This is a genomic window from Pedobacter sp. PF22-3 (assembly GCF_026239555.1).
Classification (GTDB): domain Bacteria; phylum Bacteroidota; class Bacteroidia; order Sphingobacteriales; family Sphingobacteriaceae; genus Pedobacter.
In genome coordinates, this window is record NZ_JAPIVP010000002.1 from 78,959 (window position 1) to 97,838 (window position 18,880).

At 38.6% G+C, this 18,880-nt stretch carries 19 protein-coding genes; 5 read left to right on the top strand and 14 right to left on the bottom strand.

All coding sequences use genetic code 11. The features are described 5' to 3' along the window. Positions 1-44: 44 nt before the first annotated feature. The 5 genes from OQX63_RS03475 to OQX63_RS03495 all read right to left on the bottom strand — a co-directional run bounded on the left by OQX63_RS03475 (position 45) and on the right by OQX63_RS03495 (position 6,401). Positions 45-2,507, bottom strand: coding sequence for a glycoside hydrolase family 31 protein (locus tag OQX63_RS03475; protein WP_265849494.1), 2,463 nt, complete (start codon positions 2,505-2,507; stop codon positions 45-47). 269 nt (positions 2,508-2,776) lie between these two features. Continuing rightward, positions 2,777-2,905 carry a hypothetical protein gene (locus OQX63_RS23350; protein ID WP_265849495.1) on the bottom strand — a complete coding sequence of 43 codons (129 nt, stop codon included), beginning with the start codon at positions 2,903-2,905 and terminating at the stop codon, positions 2,777-2,779. A 22-nt stretch (positions 2,906-2,927) separates the two neighbouring features. Then, complete coding sequence (locus OQX63_RS23355) at positions 2,928-3,119, bottom strand: HipA N-terminal domain-containing protein (protein ID WP_323670616.1); 192 nt, start codon at positions 3,117-3,119, stop codon at positions 2,928-2,930. Further along, a complete protein-coding gene (locus OQX63_RS03490) occupies positions 3,106-3,315 on the bottom strand; it encodes a helix-turn-helix transcriptional regulator (RefSeq protein WP_265849497.1) in 210 nt (69 codons plus the stop codon). The genes OQX63_RS23355 and OQX63_RS03490 overlap by 14 nt, the downstream gene beginning before the upstream one ends. 215 nt (positions 3,316-3,530) lie before the next feature. Further along, a complete protein-coding gene (locus tag OQX63_RS03495) occupies positions 3,531-6,401 on the bottom strand; it encodes a TonB-dependent receptor (RefSeq protein WP_265849498.1) in 2,871 nt (956 codons plus the stop codon). 221 nt (positions 6,402-6,622) lie between these two features. Between OQX63_RS03495 and OQX63_RS03500 the strand changes: the two genes are divergently transcribed. The 3 genes from OQX63_RS03500 to OQX63_RS03510 are packed head-to-tail and all read left to right on the top strand — an operon-like array spanning position 6,623 to position 10,421. After that, positions 6,623-9,052 (top strand): penicillin acylase family protein, encoded by a 2,430-nt coding sequence (locus OQX63_RS03500; RefSeq protein WP_265849499.1) that lies wholly within the window; start codon positions 6,623-6,625, stop codon positions 9,050-9,052. Between the two features lie 6 nt (positions 9,053-9,058). Continuing rightward, a complete protein-coding gene (locus OQX63_RS03505; RefSeq protein WP_057932598.1) occupies positions 9,059-9,418 on the top strand; it encodes a hypothetical protein in 360 nt (119 codons plus the stop codon). A gap of 19 nt (positions 9,419-9,437) precedes the next feature. Further along, positions 9,438-10,421: an acyl transferase gene (locus OQX63_RS03510; protein ID WP_265849500.1), complete on the top strand. Its 984-nt coding sequence runs from the start codon at positions 9,438-9,440 to the stop codon at positions 10,419-10,421. Positions 10,422-10,424: 3 nt separating this feature from the next. Here the strand turns inward: OQX63_RS03510 and OQX63_RS03515 are convergent, their stop codons facing one another. Genes OQX63_RS03515 through OQX63_RS03550 form a run of 8 tightly spaced genes read right to left on the bottom strand, consistent with a single transcriptional unit; the run spans position 10,425 to position 14,613 of the window. Next, positions 10,425-10,862, bottom strand: coding sequence for a Fur family transcriptional regulator (locus OQX63_RS03515; protein WP_147225985.1), 438 nt, complete (start codon positions 10,860-10,862; stop codon positions 10,425-10,427). 20 nt (positions 10,863-10,882) lie between these two features. Next, positions 10,883-11,332, bottom strand: coding sequence for a hypothetical protein (locus OQX63_RS03520; protein WP_265849501.1), 450 nt, complete (start codon positions 11,330-11,332; stop codon positions 10,883-10,885). Next, the gene (locus tag OQX63_RS03525; RefSeq protein WP_265849502.1) at positions 11,329-11,763 is read right to left on the bottom strand and encodes a hypothetical protein; all 435 of its coding nucleotides are present in this window, start codon (positions 11,761-11,763) and stop codon (positions 11,329-11,331) included. The genes OQX63_RS03520 and OQX63_RS03525 overlap by 4 nt, the downstream gene beginning before the upstream one ends. 12 nt (positions 11,764-11,775) lie before the next feature. After that, positions 11,776-12,213, bottom strand: a complete 438-nt coding sequence (locus OQX63_RS03530; RefSeq protein WP_265849503.1) for a hypothetical protein — start codon at positions 12,211-12,213, stop codon at positions 11,776-11,778. A 3-nt stretch (positions 12,214-12,216) separates the two neighbouring features. Next, complete coding sequence (locus OQX63_RS03535; protein WP_265849504.1) at positions 12,217-13,431, bottom strand: ABC transporter permease; 1,215 nt, start codon at positions 13,429-13,431, stop codon at positions 12,217-12,219. Next, positions 13,431-14,057, bottom strand: a complete 627-nt coding sequence (locus OQX63_RS03540) for an ABC transporter ATP-binding protein (protein WP_265849505.1) — start codon at positions 14,055-14,057, stop codon at positions 13,431-13,433. Before OQX63_RS03540 ends, OQX63_RS03535 begins: the two co-directional genes overlap by 1 nt. After that, positions 14,050-14,208: a hypothetical protein gene (locus tag OQX63_RS03545; RefSeq protein ID WP_265849506.1), complete on the bottom strand. Its 159-nt coding sequence runs from the start codon at positions 14,206-14,208 to the stop codon at positions 14,050-14,052. Before OQX63_RS03545 ends, OQX63_RS03540 begins: the two co-directional genes overlap by 8 nt. 12 nt (positions 14,209-14,220) lie before the next feature. Further along, complete coding sequence (locus OQX63_RS03550; RefSeq protein WP_265849507.1) at positions 14,221-14,613, bottom strand: MerC domain-containing protein; 393 nt, start codon at positions 14,611-14,613, stop codon at positions 14,221-14,223. An 86-nt stretch (positions 14,614-14,699) separates the two neighbouring features. Between OQX63_RS03550 and OQX63_RS03555 the strand changes: the two genes are divergently transcribed. Next, positions 14,700-15,902 (top strand): GTP-binding protein, encoded by a 1,203-nt coding sequence (locus OQX63_RS03555; RefSeq protein WP_265849508.1) that lies wholly within the window; start codon positions 14,700-14,702, stop codon positions 15,900-15,902. Positions 15,903-16,718: 816 nt separating this feature from the next. Here OQX63_RS03555 and tyrS read toward each other — a convergent pair. Beyond that, positions 16,719-18,005 (bottom strand): tyrosine--tRNA ligase, encoded by a 1,287-nt coding sequence (tyrS, locus tag OQX63_RS03560; RefSeq protein WP_265849509.1) that lies wholly within the window; start codon positions 18,003-18,005, stop codon positions 16,719-16,721. Positions 18,006-18,175: 170 nt separating this feature from the next. Here tyrS and OQX63_RS03565 point away from each other — a divergent pair, with 170 nt between their 5' ends. Then, complete coding sequence (locus tag OQX63_RS03565; protein WP_265849510.1) at positions 18,176-18,853, top strand: ACP phosphodiesterase; 678 nt, start codon at positions 18,176-18,178, stop codon at positions 18,851-18,853. The last annotated feature ends 27 nt before the right edge of the window (positions 18,854-18,880 follow it).

Genomic DNA, 18,880 nt, shown 5'->3' on the forward strand with positions numbered 1-18,880 from the left:
TAAATTTAGCCCCAACTGCTAAACAACATTTGGGGCTAAAAGATTTACAGACTTAAAATCTGTATCTGGGAGAAGTTTTTATTGCATTTGAAATGCAGTACTTGCTGATCGTCGGTATAAAAATCGGAGACTTCTTTATTATCGATAATAATTTTCCTCACCTGAAATTTTACACCGATAACGTTACAAACATATAGCTCGTAATTCGGCGTATATAATCCTTCAATACGTTGGTTTACCTTTATCGTTTGCATATCGCCTTTTACGGTAAATTTCTTTTCGAGGTAAATATCCTGTTCGTAAGCAAAGGTATCTCCATGATCTTCGTACATGTAAGAATTTACTTCGTAATCACTATGATAGATATTTAAAACCACTTCAGTAATTGATTTTTCATCTACATACTGCATTACCGGATATTCTGGCAAAACAGAACCGGCGCGCACAAACATTGGCATACTGTCTATCTTGGCATCAACAGTATATTCGTTACCACCTTCTAAAGTTTCATTGGTCCAGAAATTATACCAAGTACCTTTAGGCAGGTAAACTTTGCGCGAAATGGCTCCCTGCTCCAGTACTGGGCAAATCAAAAGTTTATCGCCATAGCAAAACTCATCCTGACGGAAACTGTTGCTGATGTTTTCCTGCTCTAGCATGACCAATGGTCTTAAAATCGGGAAACCATAACGATGATGCTCCCAGAAAACGGAATACAGGTAAGGCATTAAACGGTACCTTAGCTCAATAAACTTGCGATTAATATTTTCGAAAAATTCACCGAAACTCCAGGGCTCACGCTCTGCTGTATCACCAGCAGAGTGGGCGCGCATAAATGGTGAGAAAGTACCTAACTGAATCCAGCGGGTAAATAATTCACCATCAGGCTCTCCACTAAATCCACCTATATCTGTTCCGCAGAAAGGCACACCAGAAACCGATAAACGCTGGCATTGAATATTTCCGATCTTTAAGTGCTCCCAGGTGGCAATATTATCGCCGGTCCATACACTGGCATAGCGTTGCATACCTGAATAGCCAGCTCTTGTAATGGTAAACGGGCGTTTGTTGCGCATCAGTTTTTTAAGCCCTTCGTAAGTAGAACGCACCATCTGCATGCCATAAACATTGTGCGCTTTGCGGTGGGAGCCGCGATAACCATCATAATTATGGCGTACATCGTTCGGGAAGGTACCAGAGCCAAACACCGCTGGCTCATTCATATCGTTCCAGAAACCGGCTACCCCCATATCTACGAGCTCTTTGTATAAATTACCCCACCAGGTACGTACTTTTGGGTTGGTAAAATCAGGAAACTGGCAACGACCAGGCCAAACATGCCCTTCCATATAATAATCGTCGCTACGGCGACAGAAAAATCTTTTCTCTTTACCTTCTTTAAACACCCAGTAATCATCGTCTACCTTAATTCCAGGATCGATCATTACCACGGTTTTAAAACCATCATCCGAAAGCTCTTTGATCATTCTCGGCGGATCTGGAAAGTACTTTTTATTCCAGGTAAAACACCGATAGCCATCCATGTAATCAATATCCAGGTAAATGGCGTCGCAAGGAATTTTACGTTCTCTAAATTGCTTGGCTATTTCTTTAACCTTAGCTTCCGGATAGTAGCTCCAACGGCATTGTTGATAACCTAAAGTCCACTTTGGCGGCATAGGATGCGTACCCGTTAAAGTAGCGTAACGTTTAACCACATCCATAATATGCGGGCCGTGAATATAGTAATACTGTAATTCACCACCATCGGCCCAAAAACTGGTTTTATTTACATCTTCTGAACCAAAATCGAAGTATGATTTAAAAGTGTTGTCGAAGAAAATACCATATGCGGCCTGGTTATGCAAACCAATATAGAATGGTATGGTCCGATATAGCGGATCCTGGTTCCAGCCAAAAGAATAGGCGTCGGTATTCCAGTTTTCGAACCGCCTGCCCCGCAGGTTGAAGTTACCCGATTTATCGCCCAAACCGAAGAAATTTTCTTCAGGATGACATTTTTTGGTTGCGTAGATATAGTAACCACCAAAATCTACATTTTCTTCCCAATGCATAGAGTTGGCTTCATCAACCATCATCACATTGGTAATATTATCGTGGAAAGAAATATGGAAATTTGCCTTTTCTATTTTACAGGTTACCGAGTGGGTAGAAACGGTATAATGATCATCGTGTTCCTGCATTTTAAAAACAGAAACCTTTTGGTCTACCTCTGGTACTGCGTAAGAGAAATCATCAAGAAAAACGCCATGCGGCGCCAGGCGTACCCTAATAATTTCATCGCTTACCACCCGAATTTCTACTCTTGCATCACCGTCTGAGAAATAAAAACGATTGCCCTCTTTCTTTACTTTTTTTACCTCGCCAAGGTATTGTTTAACAATTGGTTTTACAGATATATCAACTGGATTGTTTAAATGCTGTACTTCCTGTTCCTTTTCGATCAGATCGCTTGCCTCGTTAGGTTTGTCGTTTTGCGCTTCCATCCTTATTTATTCAAAATTTTAAATTCATAGCTCTTAAACCGGGATATGCTTAAGAGAGTACTATAATACAAATATTTTATTAAAAGGAATCAAGCTTTTTTTCAAGGCCTGTTGATTAAAGTGTATTATTTACACTAAGAAGGTCCGCTCAAAATCGAAAGCAATGCAGAAAAAATTAATTTTTAATGATAACCGCCGCACTAGTTAAGGTATCATTGATCAATGGGGAGATTTATTTGGTGTCGAGTAACTGATAGCAAAACAAAAAATTAGCCATTTTCTTCCACCTCCATTGGATATACAGAAACTGCCCCTATTGTATCCCTACATAAATTTATCAATAACTCGAAACGATCTTTCGGATTAAGTTTCCAATATTTTTCACCGATATCTAACAACCAGCCCTCTGGTATCAGCCCATCAAAAAAAAGGAAATAATACTTTGTTATGGTATTGATCTTCAGAAAGCGGCAAAGTGAGGCTAATTACTGAAGCATTTTCATTCTTCAAATACTTCAGGTCATATTGAAATATGTATCCGTCATCTGTTTCTGAAAGACTCCCAGCCAACTGATCTTGATAATATATTTTTGCTTTTCTAACCATTCTCATCACTTTGATTAACCACGCCAACTTGCTTACCAAACAAGGCTAATACTTCATTTACTTTATCTAAACGAAGGGTTTTCTTGTCTTGCTCTAAATCACGAACAAAATTTAATCCAACACCTGCGTTCAAAGCTAAATCTTGCTGAGTTAAACCCAATTCTTTTCTTTTCGCTTTTACAAAAGATTTTATTGTTTGCATATTATATCCTATCGGATATAAATATAATGATTTTAATTTAATTATATGCGATCGGATATAAATACAACAATTCTAATAAAATTATATTCGATCGGATATAATTTTATTTATCAAAAACGAACTTTCAGATTCAAACAATATAGATTCAATAAGTTTTCAAAAAAAAGCCCGTTGTATAGCTATACAACGGGCTAATCAAAACTCAATGAGTTTTACTATGGATTGAAGGTCAATCCAACATAGTAAATTGCACCAGCCATAGGGTTACCATAAGAAGTAATGTAATATTTATTCAAGACATTAGAACCACCCAATTTAACAACTGATTGCACTGAAGGAATCCTTAAACTCACCTGGGCATCTAGAGAACTGTAGGCAGGTACCTGGCCAGAAGCAAAAGATGAATTCCAGTAGAACTGGTCTTGCCAACGGTAAGAAACATTGAAACCAAAGTTTTTAATAATCTCTTTATTACCCAATCCAAGGTTATAACGGATTTTAGGCGTATTGAAATCGTTAATGTAGTTAACCGGCAAATCTCCGATCTGGTTATAGGAAACGTTACCACTCATATTCCATTTGCCCACCAGGTAATCCAAACCTAAAGCTGCACCATAAGAGGTTACTTTACCTGCTGCATTAACGGGAACGCCGAATTTAACAAAGCTTCCGTTTACATTCTGATAAACGTCAACAGCAGTGATAAAGTCTTTATAAATATTGTAATAACCATATGCATCAAGCAACAAATTAGGTAAAAGTAAACCTTTGTAACCCAACTCGTAAGACTGAACACTTTCCGGACGAACGCCTTTAGCATCAAAATTATATTGTTGCAAAAGTGCCGGATTTGGTGCTCCGGTAGTTGCTGCCGAAGCCAGATATGCACGATAGCTTACATCAGTATAAGGCTTGTTGGTATCTAAGTGGTATTTGCTGAACATAATTTCTGGCAAACCACCAATTAACCTTTGCGAACCACCGCCAACAGATAGATCTATATATTGGTTCTGTGTGGTTGGGTTACGGTAACCGGTTTGGTAAGAAACCCTGATGTTGTTATTTTTCGCAACCGTAAATACGCCGGTTATCCTCGGTGTAAACCGACCTTCAAAGTTTTGGCTTTTATCATAACGGCCGGCAAAGGTAAATTTAACTTTATCGTTAAAGAATTTTTTACCTATTTGTCCAAAAGCACCATATTCCTTAATATCGATCGATTCATTTAAATCATTAAAAATGGTTCCAGCTGAATTTAAGTCATATAAACGATAAGATGCGCCTACCTGAAATTCCACTACCTTATTAAAAAGGTTGGTAAAATTATATAGTCCTTCATAATGATAAAGATTGCTTTTATCATCAAATTTAGCCCCATATATACCTTTAGATGGATCAGAAGCACTGATAGTGGTATTCATAATCTGATCTTTTGCCTGCAAAAATTGTGGTGAACCTGGCGCAAAATAGGCACTACCACCACTTGAAGCAGAATTGGCAGCTGTTCTGGCAGTAATCTGTGCCTGTGCATCCGTTTGCCCAAGCGATCTTGCACCAACATAATTACCTACGTATTCAGGGAACCAGGCTTGAGAAACTTTGGACTTTTCATTAATGTAACTTCCCAAAATCGAGGAAATATATGAGTCGCCAGAACGTTCTTGTGTGGTATAACCACGCAGCATAAAATCTTCTCCTTTTAACTCTAATTTGTACTGGCCTATATTAAAATTACGTAAGGAGTAGCGATCTGAACCGGTATATACAGAAGTTCCTGTACCCCAATTGGCCTGCAAAGTTGCCTGAACCGTACTGCTAATATTATAATATAAAGCTCCGGAAGCTTTTAAAGATTTTGTATTATAATCAACCAGATCTGATTCATTGTAACCATTGCGTGTAATATTTTGATTCGGGATTAATCCAGGAGTATTTATCCCAACATAAAAAGGTCTCGTTTGTGCATTGGTAGAAAGAAAAGTCGCAATCTGAGCGGGGCTGGGCACCTGTCCGCCTGTAGCAAGCCCGTAATTTTTAATATAGGTTGCCTGCCCTGACGCTAACACACTTTGAGCCACATTCCTCATATTCTGACTAAGCTCATCGCCATAAGTATTGATCCCATCATAGTTAGGATCGCTCCGATCTCCACTTTTTACTGTTCTCGAAACCCTATCAAAATTTGAATAATTGTTTCCAAACCAATCTTTGGCCTGTAAAAACGAAAATGCTGCTTTTACCCCAAATTTATTGTTCCAAGATTTGGCCATACGTACATCCAATTGATTGAAAGGCTGTACTGTACTGTTATTATCGTTAACATGGTTAACTCCTGTTTTGTATTGAAAGCTAGCTCCCGGATATTTAAAAGGATCTTTTGAGGTCATTAACAACGTCCCGTTGATACCGCCTGCTCCGTAAAGTGCAGATGAAGCACCTGGCAACAACTCTACATTATCTACATCTAGCTCGGTAATCCCGACAATGTTACCTACCGAGAAGTTCAATCCCGGAGCCTGGTTATCCATACCATCAATATATTGGTTAAAACGGGTATTACCATTAGAATTAAAACCACGTGTATTGATCGATTTAAAAGTTAAGCTCTGCATACTGCTTTCTACACCTTTCATATTATTCAACGCATCATAAAACGATGGTGCAGCGATTTCCCTGATGGTAGCTGCACTCATCCGCTCGATGGAAACGGGCGATTCTAAAATCCGTTCTGGTGTACGCGAAGCTGAAACTACTACATCCCCCCCCAATACAACTGTCGTTTCTATTTCGATATTAATACCTGAGGTACTTCCCGTAATCTGCTGTTCTACTGTACCGTAGCCTACATAAGATGCCACCAAAGTAAACGGCACTTTTGCCGTTGTCGTAAAACTAAAACTGCCGTTAGCTGTAGATGCCGTACCGCCCGACTGGCCTTTGATGGTTAAACTAACCCCAGCTAATCCTTCTTTAGATTGCTTATCCTTTACGGTACCGCTTACCGTAATGCGCTGTGCCTGTGCAGCAATATTAATTGTACACATTGATAATAACACATAGAAGATCTGTGTAAAAATTCTGCTCATAAAAGATTGTTAATTTGGTTACCTGAAAGATTAATTGTATTGTTTGTTGGTTTGATTAGTTACATAAACTTAAACTCTTTTTTTGAATTAAACAAATTAGGTCAACATAATAGCTTCGAAACAAATTATAATTTTGATTGATATACAGTTTGTTGTATTTTGCATTAGACATAAATCGTCATTTTGCCCTATCTTAGCAAAAGACTTGTTAGCTAGCCATTATGAATCAAATTAAAGCCCTGTTCTGCATCGTCATTCCGATTGCATTAGCTTTTTTATTTAACACTAAATTAGGCAATACGCCTCCTGTGTTAAAATTTCTAAATCCTTTTATGGGTTTCTGGCAAAATGCAGAGAACAATCATTTTATGTTTAACCATAAAGCGAAAATAAAAGGGGCGATTGATAAAATTGAAATCGTTTTTGACGACCGCATGATCCCACATATTTTTGCCCAGAATGATCATGACCTGTATTTGGCACAAGGTTATGTTACCGCTATGCACCGCCTTTGGCAAATGGATTTTCAGACCCGTTTTGCTGCTGGAAGAATTAGTGAAGTAGTGGGTGATAAAGCGATAGAGGTAGACCGGTATCAGCGCCGGATGGGCATGGTGTATGGTGCAGAAAACTCCTTGAAAGGTATGATGGCCGATCCAAAAGCAAAAGAAATGATCTTAGCTTATACCGAAGGGATTAATGCCTACATCAAAACACTTTCTAAAGCCAATTATCCCTTAGAATATAAAATTCTAGATTTTAAACCCGAAAACTGGACACCTGTAAAATGTGCTTTACTATTAAAACAGATGTCGGCAGTATTAGCCATGGGTTCTGACGAATTTTACATGACCAATATCCTGAAAAAATTCGGCCCGGAAGTAACCAAAAATCTTTTTCCGGATTACCCTTTCCGCGAAGACCCGATTATACCTGTGGGCACAAAATGGGATTTCTCTCCACTACCAATCCCTAAAACGCCAGAAAGCTTTACTCAGGCTCAAACCGGTGAGGTAAAAACAACTGAAAAAGTAGAAGGTATTGGCAGTAATAACTGGGCATTATCTGGCACTAAAACTGCGTCAGGATATCCGATCTTAGCAAACGATCCCCATTTAGATTTAACACTTCCGTCAATTTGGTACCAGATTCAGCTACATGCACCCGGCGTAAATACTTATGGTGTTTCTTTACCTGGTGCCCCTGGCGTAATTATTGGTTTTAACCAGAAAATAGCCTGGGGCGTAACCAATGTTGCTGCTGATGTGCTTGATTTCTATCAGATCAAATTTAAGGATTCGAGCCACAATGAGTATTGGTATAACAATAAATGGAAAGCCACAACCAAAAGATTGGAAACGATAAAAATACGAGGTGGAAAAGATGAAATCGATACTGTTTACTACACCCATCATGGGCCAGTGGTATATTTCCAGAAGCCTAAATATGGCAGGGCCGACAATGTACCCGTTGGCGATGCACTCAGGTGGATAGCCCATGATGAATCGAACGAACTCATGACCTTTTATTACCTTAACCGTGGTAAAAACTATAATGATTACCGTAAGGCCTTAACTTTTTATACTGCCCCTGCACAAAACTTCGTTTTTGCCAGTGTTGATAATGATATCGCGATTACACCAAATGGTAAGTTTCCTTTAAAATGGAAAGATCAGGGTAAATTTATACTGGATGGAACCGATCCTGCTTACGATTGGCAAGGATGGATCCCGAATGCACAAAATCCAACGGTTAAAAATCCGCCACGTGGTTTTGTGAGTTCGGCCAACCAGTCTTCTACCGATACTACTTACCCATACTATATTAACTGGGAATTTGCACCCTATGAGCGGGGCAAACGCATCAACGACCGTTTATCGGTAATGAACAAAGCTACTTTAGACAGTATCCGCCTGATGCAGACTGACAACTATAGCATTATGGCGCAGAACCTGGTTCCAGCTTTATTGCCTTTACTGAACAATGAACAGTTAAATGCTACGCAAAAAGAAGCATTGGCTTACCTGCGCAAATGGAACAAACGTTATGATGCACATGAAATTGCGGCCAGCGTATTCGAAATTTGGACTAAACGCTTATCATATAATATCTGGGCAGATGAATTTGAAGTAAAAGGCGTCCCAATGCGTTACCCTTCAAGAGACCGTACGGTAGAGATGATCTTAAAAGAGCCCAACGCAACCTGGTACGATAACATTAACACCAGCAAAAAAGAAACGTTATCTGATCTGGTTAACGAAGCGTTTAAATATAGTTGTGATAGTTTGGAAAGGCGCTTTGGCCCCATAAATAAAGATTGGGATTGGGCAAATGTAAAACAGACCAATGTACCGCACCTGGCCAAAATACCTGGATTCGGTTCGAAAGTTTTACAGATTGGTGGTGCCAAAAGCACGATTAATGCTTTGAGCGAAACCAACGGACCATCTTGGCGGATGGTGATCGAGTTGGGTAAAACGCCAAAAGGGCACGGTGTTTATCCTGGTGGCCAATCGGGTAATCCCGGAAGCAAATTTTATGATAACATGATCGATACCTGGGCAAATGGTAAGTTATATGATCTGTTTTATATGCAAAGTCCTGATGATCAATCGGGCACGGTTATTTCTCGTTTAAAAATTTCTAAATAGGCTAAAATGGTTTTCATTGTTATATTAATAATCTGTTTCCTTCTACAAATGATTGCCCCCTGGTGGATCATCATCGTAATATCTTTTGCCACTTGTGGTATTATTGGCAAAACAGGAAAAATAGCCTTCTGGCAATCTTTCCTTGCTATTTTCTTACTTTGGATCGGCTACGCTTTATTTAAAAGCCTGCCTAATGATAACGTACTCGCTGGCCGTGTAGCGGTAATGACGGGGATAAAACTGTGGTGGGCATTGTTATTGGTTACCGGTATTTTAAGTGGTTTGGTGGCCGGAATTAGCGGTTATTGTGGCTATCAGTTCCGCATGGCGATGCTGGCTAAAAAAACTGACGAGAAAATAGCATAATGCTTTGTACTTTTGCCGTGTGAATTTAACCGCTAACGAGATTTTTTCTGTAAAAGATAGTAATGCATTTAACGACGTTGCCTTAAATATTTTTAAGTTACAGGCCCAAAATTGCAATGTTTACCGCGAATATATTTTTCATTTAGGTGTTGATGCTGATGCAGTAACCGAAATTGGACAGATTCCCTTTTTACCCATCAGCTTTTTTAAAAGCCACTCAGTTCTAAGCAGTAATGAACCTGTAGAAATTACTTTCAGCAGTTCGGGTACAACGGGTATGATCCAAAGCAGTCACCATGTAACAGATGTTAAGTTATATGAACAGAGTTACCTGCAGGCTTTTGCGCAGTTTTATGGCGATGTAACCGAATATTGCTTCTTGGCACTTTTACCTTCCTATCAGCAAAGGTCGGGTTCATCGTTAATTTACATGGTAAATGATCTGATCGAAAAGAGCAACCACCCGAAAAGTGGTTACTTTTTATATAATCATGAAGATTTGCTGCAGACGCTGCTTGATCTGAAATCAAAAAAACAAAAAACAGTTTTAATCGGCGTAACCTATGCCCTGCTCGATTTTATCGAACAATACGACATCAATTTCCCTGAGCTTATTGTAATGGAAACCGGAGGGATGAAAGGGAAACGTAAAGAAATGGTACGCGAGGAGCTTCATGAACAGTTAACTAAAGGATTTGGCGTAAAAGCTATTCATAGCGAATATGGAATGACCGAGCTACTATCTCAGGCCTATTCTTTGGGCGAAGGTATTTTCAACTGTCCTGGCTGGATGCGAGTTTTGATCCGCGACACCAATGATCCTTTAAGTTTAATTGAAAATGGCAGAACTGGTGGCGTCAATGTAATCGACCTGGCCAATCTCAATTCCTGCTCATTTATTGCCACACAGGATCTGGGCAGAATCAATCCCGATCAAAGTTTTGAAGTACTGGGCCGGTTTGATCATGCGGATATCAGGGGATGTAATCTTTTGGTACAGTAATTCTTAATTTACTTTATCCGAACAACTGGCGCATAAACCCGTAGCAATCAGATTAAGGCGATCTACTTTAAACCCTGCCGGAACTTTTAATGCCGGGATCTTAACAGTATCTAAACAGTAAATTTTATGGCAGTTATCGCAGTTAAAATGTACATGTTCATCATGATGCTCATGTGCACTGCAACCATCAGAACAGATGGCATAATTGGCCGTTCCTTGCTGGTCTAAAACCTTATGGATAATCCCTTTCTCTTCAAAAGCCTGTAAAACCCGGTATAAGGTAACACGGTCTGCATCCTTTCCCATCACCTGCTCTAAATAAGGCTGAGAGGTTGCAGAATCCCTTCCACTTAAAATTTCCAGCACCTGCAAACGCGGAGCAGTTCGTTTTAATCCATTCTTAACCAAAAGTTTTTCGAAACGTGCAGTATTATCTTCCATAGCAATACAAAAATAAGCAATTAATAAATGAGTTTGGCATTTTTGATGGTTATTGGTGGCTTATAACTTGCGTCCTTTTCTTCTAATTTTAAAATCCCCTGCACGTGAATAGGTTTTTCACTATAAGGTACCTCATTTGCCATCTCTATCATAATCATTACCGGAATGCCATTTTGCCCGCAAAAATAACATTGATTAATGGGCAAAGTGGCCAAAAGAAATTTCTGCTGTTTCTGTCCGCTTTTTATAGGGATCAGGTAACCAGTTAAATCAAATTCCCTATTTTCAAAACGCCTGATCGTTTCTGTAAAAAGAGGCAAGAGTTCATTCTTATCAGTCAGTTCAAACTTTACCGAGGCAATTACATCCCAGTTTAAAGATCGCAACTGATCTTTTGGGTTATGTTTTTGTGTCTGTGCTGTGGCTATACAAACTGAAAACAGAAGGAAAATAGCATATAAATATTTCATTTTTTAACTGCATCTAAAAGAAAAAAGATAGATCGGCTATCGCCAGAATCATTGATTATAAATTTCCCTCGAAGCGTAATTGGCGCTTCTGTCCAATTGATGGGTTTTAAAGTCTTTACTTCAATCATTGATGGAATATCTCCCGTACCACAATATGGACAGGAGGCAACAGGCACCATAGAAAACATAAATTCATTAAAGCTATTGCCAACTTTAGTGGGAATAATATAACCAGGAAGTTCAATTACCTTATTATGTATAATCTTTAGTGCAGGTGGAAAAACAGCCTGCCAAACCAAGGGCTTTACCTGTTTATCGTATTTTAAACCAATCAGGTTCCAGGTGGCAGTTCGTGTTTCGGTATGAACAGGTACCTGGGCAACTGAGGCCAGGGAGATTAAAACCAAAAGTACCAGCATATATTTCTTCATGATCGAATAAGATTATAACTGTTTTGCATTTAAAAGAAAAAATTCACTCCTATCGTCGCCTGAATCGTTAATGATGAAAGTGCCCCTAAGCTTAATCGGTTTTTCTGTAATGGGGATCGTGTTTAACATTTTTACCTGTACCATTGATGGGATATCTCCTGCTCCGCAATATGGACAAGATGCTATAGGTACAATAGAGAACATGAATTCGCTAAATTTCGATCCTACCTTTGTTGGAATGATGTAACCAGGCAGTTCTATTATCTTATTGTTTAATGCTTTTAATGCTGGCGGAAAAACACTTCCCCATTTGCGGGGTTCAATTTCGGCATCGTACCTGAGCCCAATTAAATTCCAAGTTGGCGTGCGCATGTCGGTATGTACCTTAACCTGCGCAGCCAATACCTGGTAACCTAAACATAAGAAAACTAAAAAAACCAATTTCTTCATCACTTAACGGTCTTTTGTTAATGTTGCTGCAATATCAACTTTGTAAATCTGCATGGCCGGAATAAGCGAAGCCAAAGCCCCAATGAACAGCCCGACCCAGATTAAATATATTTCTTGCGGAAAAGCAGTAAGCCCTGTTAATTTTGCTTGAGAAGCTTCCTGATAAATTCCGATTACTTCTAGCGCGGCATGCCCGATCAGCAAACCCAAACAGGTGCCGATAAATGTCACCAAAACCCCTTCAAACATGACCAAAAAAAATAATTTAGGTTTTGATGCACCTAAACAACGCATAATGGCCAGGTCGTATTTCCGTTCTTTCATGGCATTATAAAGGCTGATAAAAATACTCAGCGCAGCAACTCCCATAATAAATATGGCAAACCATCTTAATGTATCAATTCCAACACCGATGAGCGAAAACAACCTTGCACTTTCCATTGCCGGAGATGCTGCCTGCATATTGGTGCTCTGGTTAACCATCCGTGGGAAAACAATAACAGACATTGGTGATTTATACTGGATCAATAATGCTGTAATCTGTTTATCGTTAATTTCCTTGGCTTCTTCTGCTGCGGTATGTTTATGGTTTTCGGCATGCTTCTCTTCGTGCATTTTGTACACACTGCCAATATTGGTGAGAATCAGGTTATCAGTTATATTTCCCTGTGGTTTTAAAATTCCCTTAACCTGGTAAGCATATTTTTTGTGAATATCTCCGCTACCGGTTAAACCATGCGCACCAAAAAAAGAATCGCCAATTTTAAGGCCAGATGTTTGGGCAACATTGCTACCCAGGGTTACTTCTAAATCTTGATGCCAATAACTCCCCTTTTGGATTGATAAGCCATAAAGGTTCAGGAAACTGCTATCAGTACCCACAATTCGGTAACCGTTATAATTGTCGCCCAAAGCCAATGGAACGGCCCTTTTAACCATAGGGTTGTGCATTAATTGGTATGCATCTTTAGCCGGAATATTACCAGTTGGATTATCAATATGATAAACACTGCTCAGTATCAGCTGTAAAGGACTTCCTTTTGCCCCCACAACCAGATCGATATCCTTTGCATTATTTTCCAGTTTATTGTTAATCTGTGTGGAAGCCAGGAAAAGAACAGACAGTATGCCTACACCAAAGGCAACTAAAATAATATTAAGAATTGTAGTTAACTTATTCCTGACGAGGTTTTTGCTACTGATTTTAAGGATATTCATTAGAGAAGATAAGTTTTAGTAAGGTGATCCCGAACCCTGGAATCGTGCGTGGCTATGATCAGTGCAGCACCGTTATCTTTTGCCTGAGTAGTCAGCATCTTGATTACCTGATTGGCATTTTCATCATCTAAACTGGAGGTTGGCTCATCTGCAATCAAGAGATCGGGTTTGTTTACCAATGCACGCGCTACCGAAACCCTTTGCAACTGGCCTTGACTTAATTGATCGGGATAATTTTTAGCCAGATCGCTAATACCCAGATCAGCTAAAAGCGAGCGGTTTCGTTCATGATCTATTGGCAAACCAGCCATTACTGCTGCAAGTTCCAGGTTATCGAGCACATCAAGAGAACGGATAAGATGTGGTCTTTGAAAAATGATGCCTATATGCCTGCCCCTAAACCGATCAAGCCCCCGTACAGGCAAAGTATATAAATCGGTTCCGTTAATTAAAACTGCACCCTGACTCGGCTTTAAAAGACCTGAAATAATATTAAGCAATGTACTCTTGCCACTGCCCGAGGCACCTAGTAAAAGCCATTGCTCCATATCGCCGATTTCCCAACACGGAAACTTCAGCCTTCTCCCCTTGTCATAAACATGTGCTAACGAACTTACCCTAATCATGATGTACTGTTTTTTGCACTTTTTTAATATCTAGATTTTTTATGGCATAACGCCTGTAGAGTTCTATTCCATCGTTTGTACCATGTTTACAAGCAGGGCTCAACATTGAAATAAACAATAATGCAGGAATAAATAAGATCTTATATTTCATTGATATAATCGATTATTGATGATCCAATGGACAGCTTTTAAGCATTCTTAAATTAATATAATGGGCTGCGGCAATGGTAAGACCACCAATAGGGATCAAAATAGGCTCTAATAATTCAATGCCTGAAAAATGCCCAAAAGCTATACAGGCAAAGCCAGTAATAAGGACCAGAATTGGCATTATACGGCGATGCTGTTTGCGATATGCAGTATTTAAACTCCAGATACCAATAACCAATGAAACTGCAATCATGGTAATTTCAACTGCTTCATTAGCTAAAAACCCCATCCCCCATAAAGGCAAAACGGTAATTAAAAATGGCAATGCAGCACAGTGTATAGCACAAAGTGTTGAAGCCGTAATGCCTATCCTGTCGAGGTTGATTTTGTAGATCCTTTGTTTCATTCAAATAAATTTAATGTCCAAATATAAAAGCAATTTAGTTGCATTTAAAATAATCAACATTATATTTGCAACATAATTGCATTAAAATGATAAAGAAATTACCTGTAACAGTATTAAGTGGTTTTTTAGGCAGCGGGAAAACTACGCTTCTTAACGCCATATTGAGAAATAAGCAAGATTTAAAAGTGGCCGTTATTGTAAACGATATGAGCGAGGTGAACGTTGATGCTGCCTTGGTTAAAAATCAGCATACCTTATCTAAAACAGATGAGAAACTGGTAGAAATGAGCAATGGCTGCATTTGCTGTACCCTGCGTGAAGACCTGATGATTGAAGTGGAAAGATTGGCGAAAGAAAACCGGTTTGATTACCTGCTGATTGAAAGCACAGGAATATCTGAACCTATTCCTGTGGCGCAAACCTTTTCCTTTATTGGTGAAGCTTCGGGTATTGACCTCAGTAGATTTAGCCAATTAGATACGATGGTAACCGTTGTGGATGCTTATAACTTTTACCAGGATTTTGGCTCGGCAGATAAACTTGCCGACCGTAATATGGTTGATGACTTAGCTGATAAGCGCACTATTGTAAATCTACTTACCGACCAGATCGAATTTGCCAATGTAATTTTATTGAACAAAACAGATCTGGTAAGCGATACCGACCTTAAGGTACTAAAGGCATTAATTGCAAAACTTAACCCAACAGCCAAAATATATCCGACTCTTTTTGGAGAAATAAACCCAGCTTTAATCTTAAATACGGGTTTATTCGATTTTGAATCGGCATCTGATGGAGCCGGATGGAAAAAAGAGCTTGAAGAAGTTCATCAGCCAGAAACTGAAGAATACGGAATAAGCTCTACCGTTTTCCGTTCCAAAAAGCCTTTTCACCCTGAAAGATTATGGCATTTCATCAATAAGGAATTTCCACAGAACATTATCCGTTCAAAAGGGATTTTCTATTTAGCTGCCATGCCCGAACAGGCCATTAATTTCTCGCAGGCAGGTGGCTCCTTACGTATAGATTTGGCCGGGGTATGGTGGGCAAGCATGCCCCAGGATGAACGTGAACAATACGTAGATTATTTGGAAAATAAATCTGAAATTGATGCTGAATGGGATAACGATTTTGGTGACCGTAAAAATGAACTTGTTTTTATCGGACAGGAAATGAATAATGAAAAGTTGAAAAAATCTTTAGAATACTGTCTGTTAACTGATACAGAAATCAAAAATTATAAAACAAAAACCAACTTTAAGAATCCTTTTGAACGCATTTTGCCTTAAAATGGCAAAATAAGTAGATGAAATCAATAAATTGGTAGTTTTTTGGCTTAGATCATATATTTTATTTTGTTTAAATTTGATTTACCCAATCAAACTCAAGCTTATTATGAAAACCTCAGAAGAATTAACTTTAGTTAAAATCCGTTTGCATTGTCCGAAGTGTAAAAATTTCGAAACCTATCGGGTACCGAGAGGTTTTATCTTTAAAACCCTGATGCCATGGGTTTCCGTTAAGAGATATAAGTGTTATAAGTGTTTTAATAAGTTTTACGTATTTAATTAGCATATATAAGTCAACGCTCATCTAAGCCACTTTAGTGGCTTTTTTCTTTTCAGGATATGATATCCCAATTATAATTGACGGAATTTTAAAACCAAAAGTAAAATGGGCGTTAGCGGGAAAAGAATTTTTATAGTGATTTCTTCGAAAATCCTGGTATTTCTAAAAGTGAAAAGTATAAATACTATACCTCAAACGATCCGGATATTTTAGCGGAATAAAAAAAAATGTTAAAAAAAGGGGTGTCATCAGTAATGAACGATACTATTTTATGCAGAACATATGGGAAGTTTAATTGCCCCCAAAATACCTGATGAAACCAAATAATTTAAACACCTTTTAACAGAATTGCATATATCTTATGAAGAAGATGAGGGAACTTTCACCATATTTGGATACAGATAAATACCAAATGATCGAATTTATCTGGCACATGGCAAATATAACTTAGTGGAAGCTCCTGAAGGAGCTCAGCTTCAAGTTCAATTTTAAATTCGGGCCCAATGAATAAATCTTAATTCAATGAGCCCGAAAATTTATTCAGCGATCAAAAGAAAATAATTTTTCTTTCCTTTTTGCACTACAATAAATTTGTCGTTTATTAAATGATCTGCGGTAAAGATTTGAGCCATTTCAGCCACCTTTTCTTTATTTACAGAAACACCTCCACCCTGAATGGTTTTTTTAGCCTCTCCTTTTGATGGAAATATAGCTGATTTTTCGGCAAGTAAGCTTGCTGCATCAATTCCTGCCCCAAGCTCCTCAATCAGAATCTTGTATTGCGGAATCCCATCAAATATATCTAATACGGCTTTATCTGATAAACCCCTTAAAAACTCAAGTGATCCGTTTCCGAATAAAAATTCAGATGTTTTAATAGCCGTTTCCAAAGCTTCTATCGAGTGGGTTTTAACAGTGATATCTTCAGCCAAAGCTTTTTGAAGGATACGTAAATGCGGTGCAGCATCATGTTCCTTTTCAAGGGCTTCTATTTCTTCCTTATTTTTCAGCGTAAAAATACGGATCCATTTTTTCACATCATCATCTGATGCATTTAACCAAAACTGGTAAAATTTATATGGAGAAGTTTTTTCCGGGTCAAGCCAAACCGCACCACTTTCGGTTTTACCAAATTTGGTTCCATCAGCCTTTTTAATCAATTGTGTAGTAATGGCATAAGCTGTACCAGCGTCTTTTCTTCTAATCAGCTCTGTACCGGTAACAATATTACCCCATTGATCGGAGCCGCCCATTTGCACCAAACAGTTTTCGTTTTTCCATAAATGATAGAAATCGTACCCCTGAATCAACTGGTAACAAAATTCGGTAAAAGACAAGCCCGAGTCTCCCTCCAAACGTCTTTTAACGCTATCTTTTGCCATCATGTAATTCACAGTAATGTGTTTACCAACATCCCTGATAAAGGTAAAAAGGTTCATATCCTTAAACCAATCAGCATTATTAACCATTACGGCACCATTCCCACCTTCTTCAAATTTTAAGAATTTAGCCAATTGCTTTTTCATCCCTTTCAGGTTGTGCTCAATCATCTCAGGGGTCTGAAGATTACGTTCATCAGATTTACCTGATGGATCGCCCACCATACCGGTAGCACCACCAACCAAAGCAAATGGCTTGTGACCAGCATTTTGAAAATGAATCAGTGTCATGATCTGCGTTAAGTGACCAACATGCAACGAATCTGCAGTAGGATCGAAACCGATATAACCAGAAGTCATACCTTCGTTTAGCTTTTCCTCCGTATTCGGCATAATATCATGCAGCATGCCACGCCACCTTAACTCTTCAACAAAATTCGTCATTGTACAAACACTTTAATAATGTGCGTGCAAAGATAAAATTTTAGCTTAGTTTAAAGCAAATTAGTTGGTTTTGTAAACGAGTTATCGCAAATGATTATGCAGCTTGTGATCCTTACCAATATTTTACCATCCGCGCTTTACAACCATACGAGAAAATATTACCTTGCACGATGAACTTTTTATCACATTATTATTTCGACCGGACAAGTAATGACGCCAATGTGGTAATGGGAACAGTTTTGCCGGATCTGATCAAAAATGCAGTAAAAGAGGCAAATTTATATCCGCAGAAGAATGAATTTCTGTTTAAAGGAAATCCTGACGAGGAAAACCTGCTTATTGGATGGAAAAGACATCTGGCTGTAGATCTGCTTTTTCATTCTTCTAATTTTTTTCTGGAGAAAACCACTGAACTTAAACAGCTCATTAAACCCGTTGTCGAAAATACCCCTGTTCGCCCTTCTTTTTTAGCCCATATAGGCCTGGAGTTATTGCTAGATCATTTATTGATTGAACACAACTTCATCCAGGTAAATCATTTTTATGATCAGCTGAATGCAGTAAAAAAAGAATCGTTAAGTGATTTCCTAGCACACTGTAACCTTAAAAACCCTGAGGTATTCTTTAATTTTTTGGAAAAGTTTATCAGCAGCAAATATCTTTTGAGTTACCAGAAGCTAGAAAACATCAGTTATGCCTTGAACCGGATTTGCATGCGGCTTTGGCCTGAAACATTGGATGAAAAACAGTTGCAGCAGCTGACTTTTGAGTTGAGCCTTTTCAAGGCGGTTTTGGAAAAAGACTATATGGATATTTTTGAGGAAATTGAAGAAAAAATAGACTTGTAAGAAAAATCGTCATCTCCTGAAACGCAG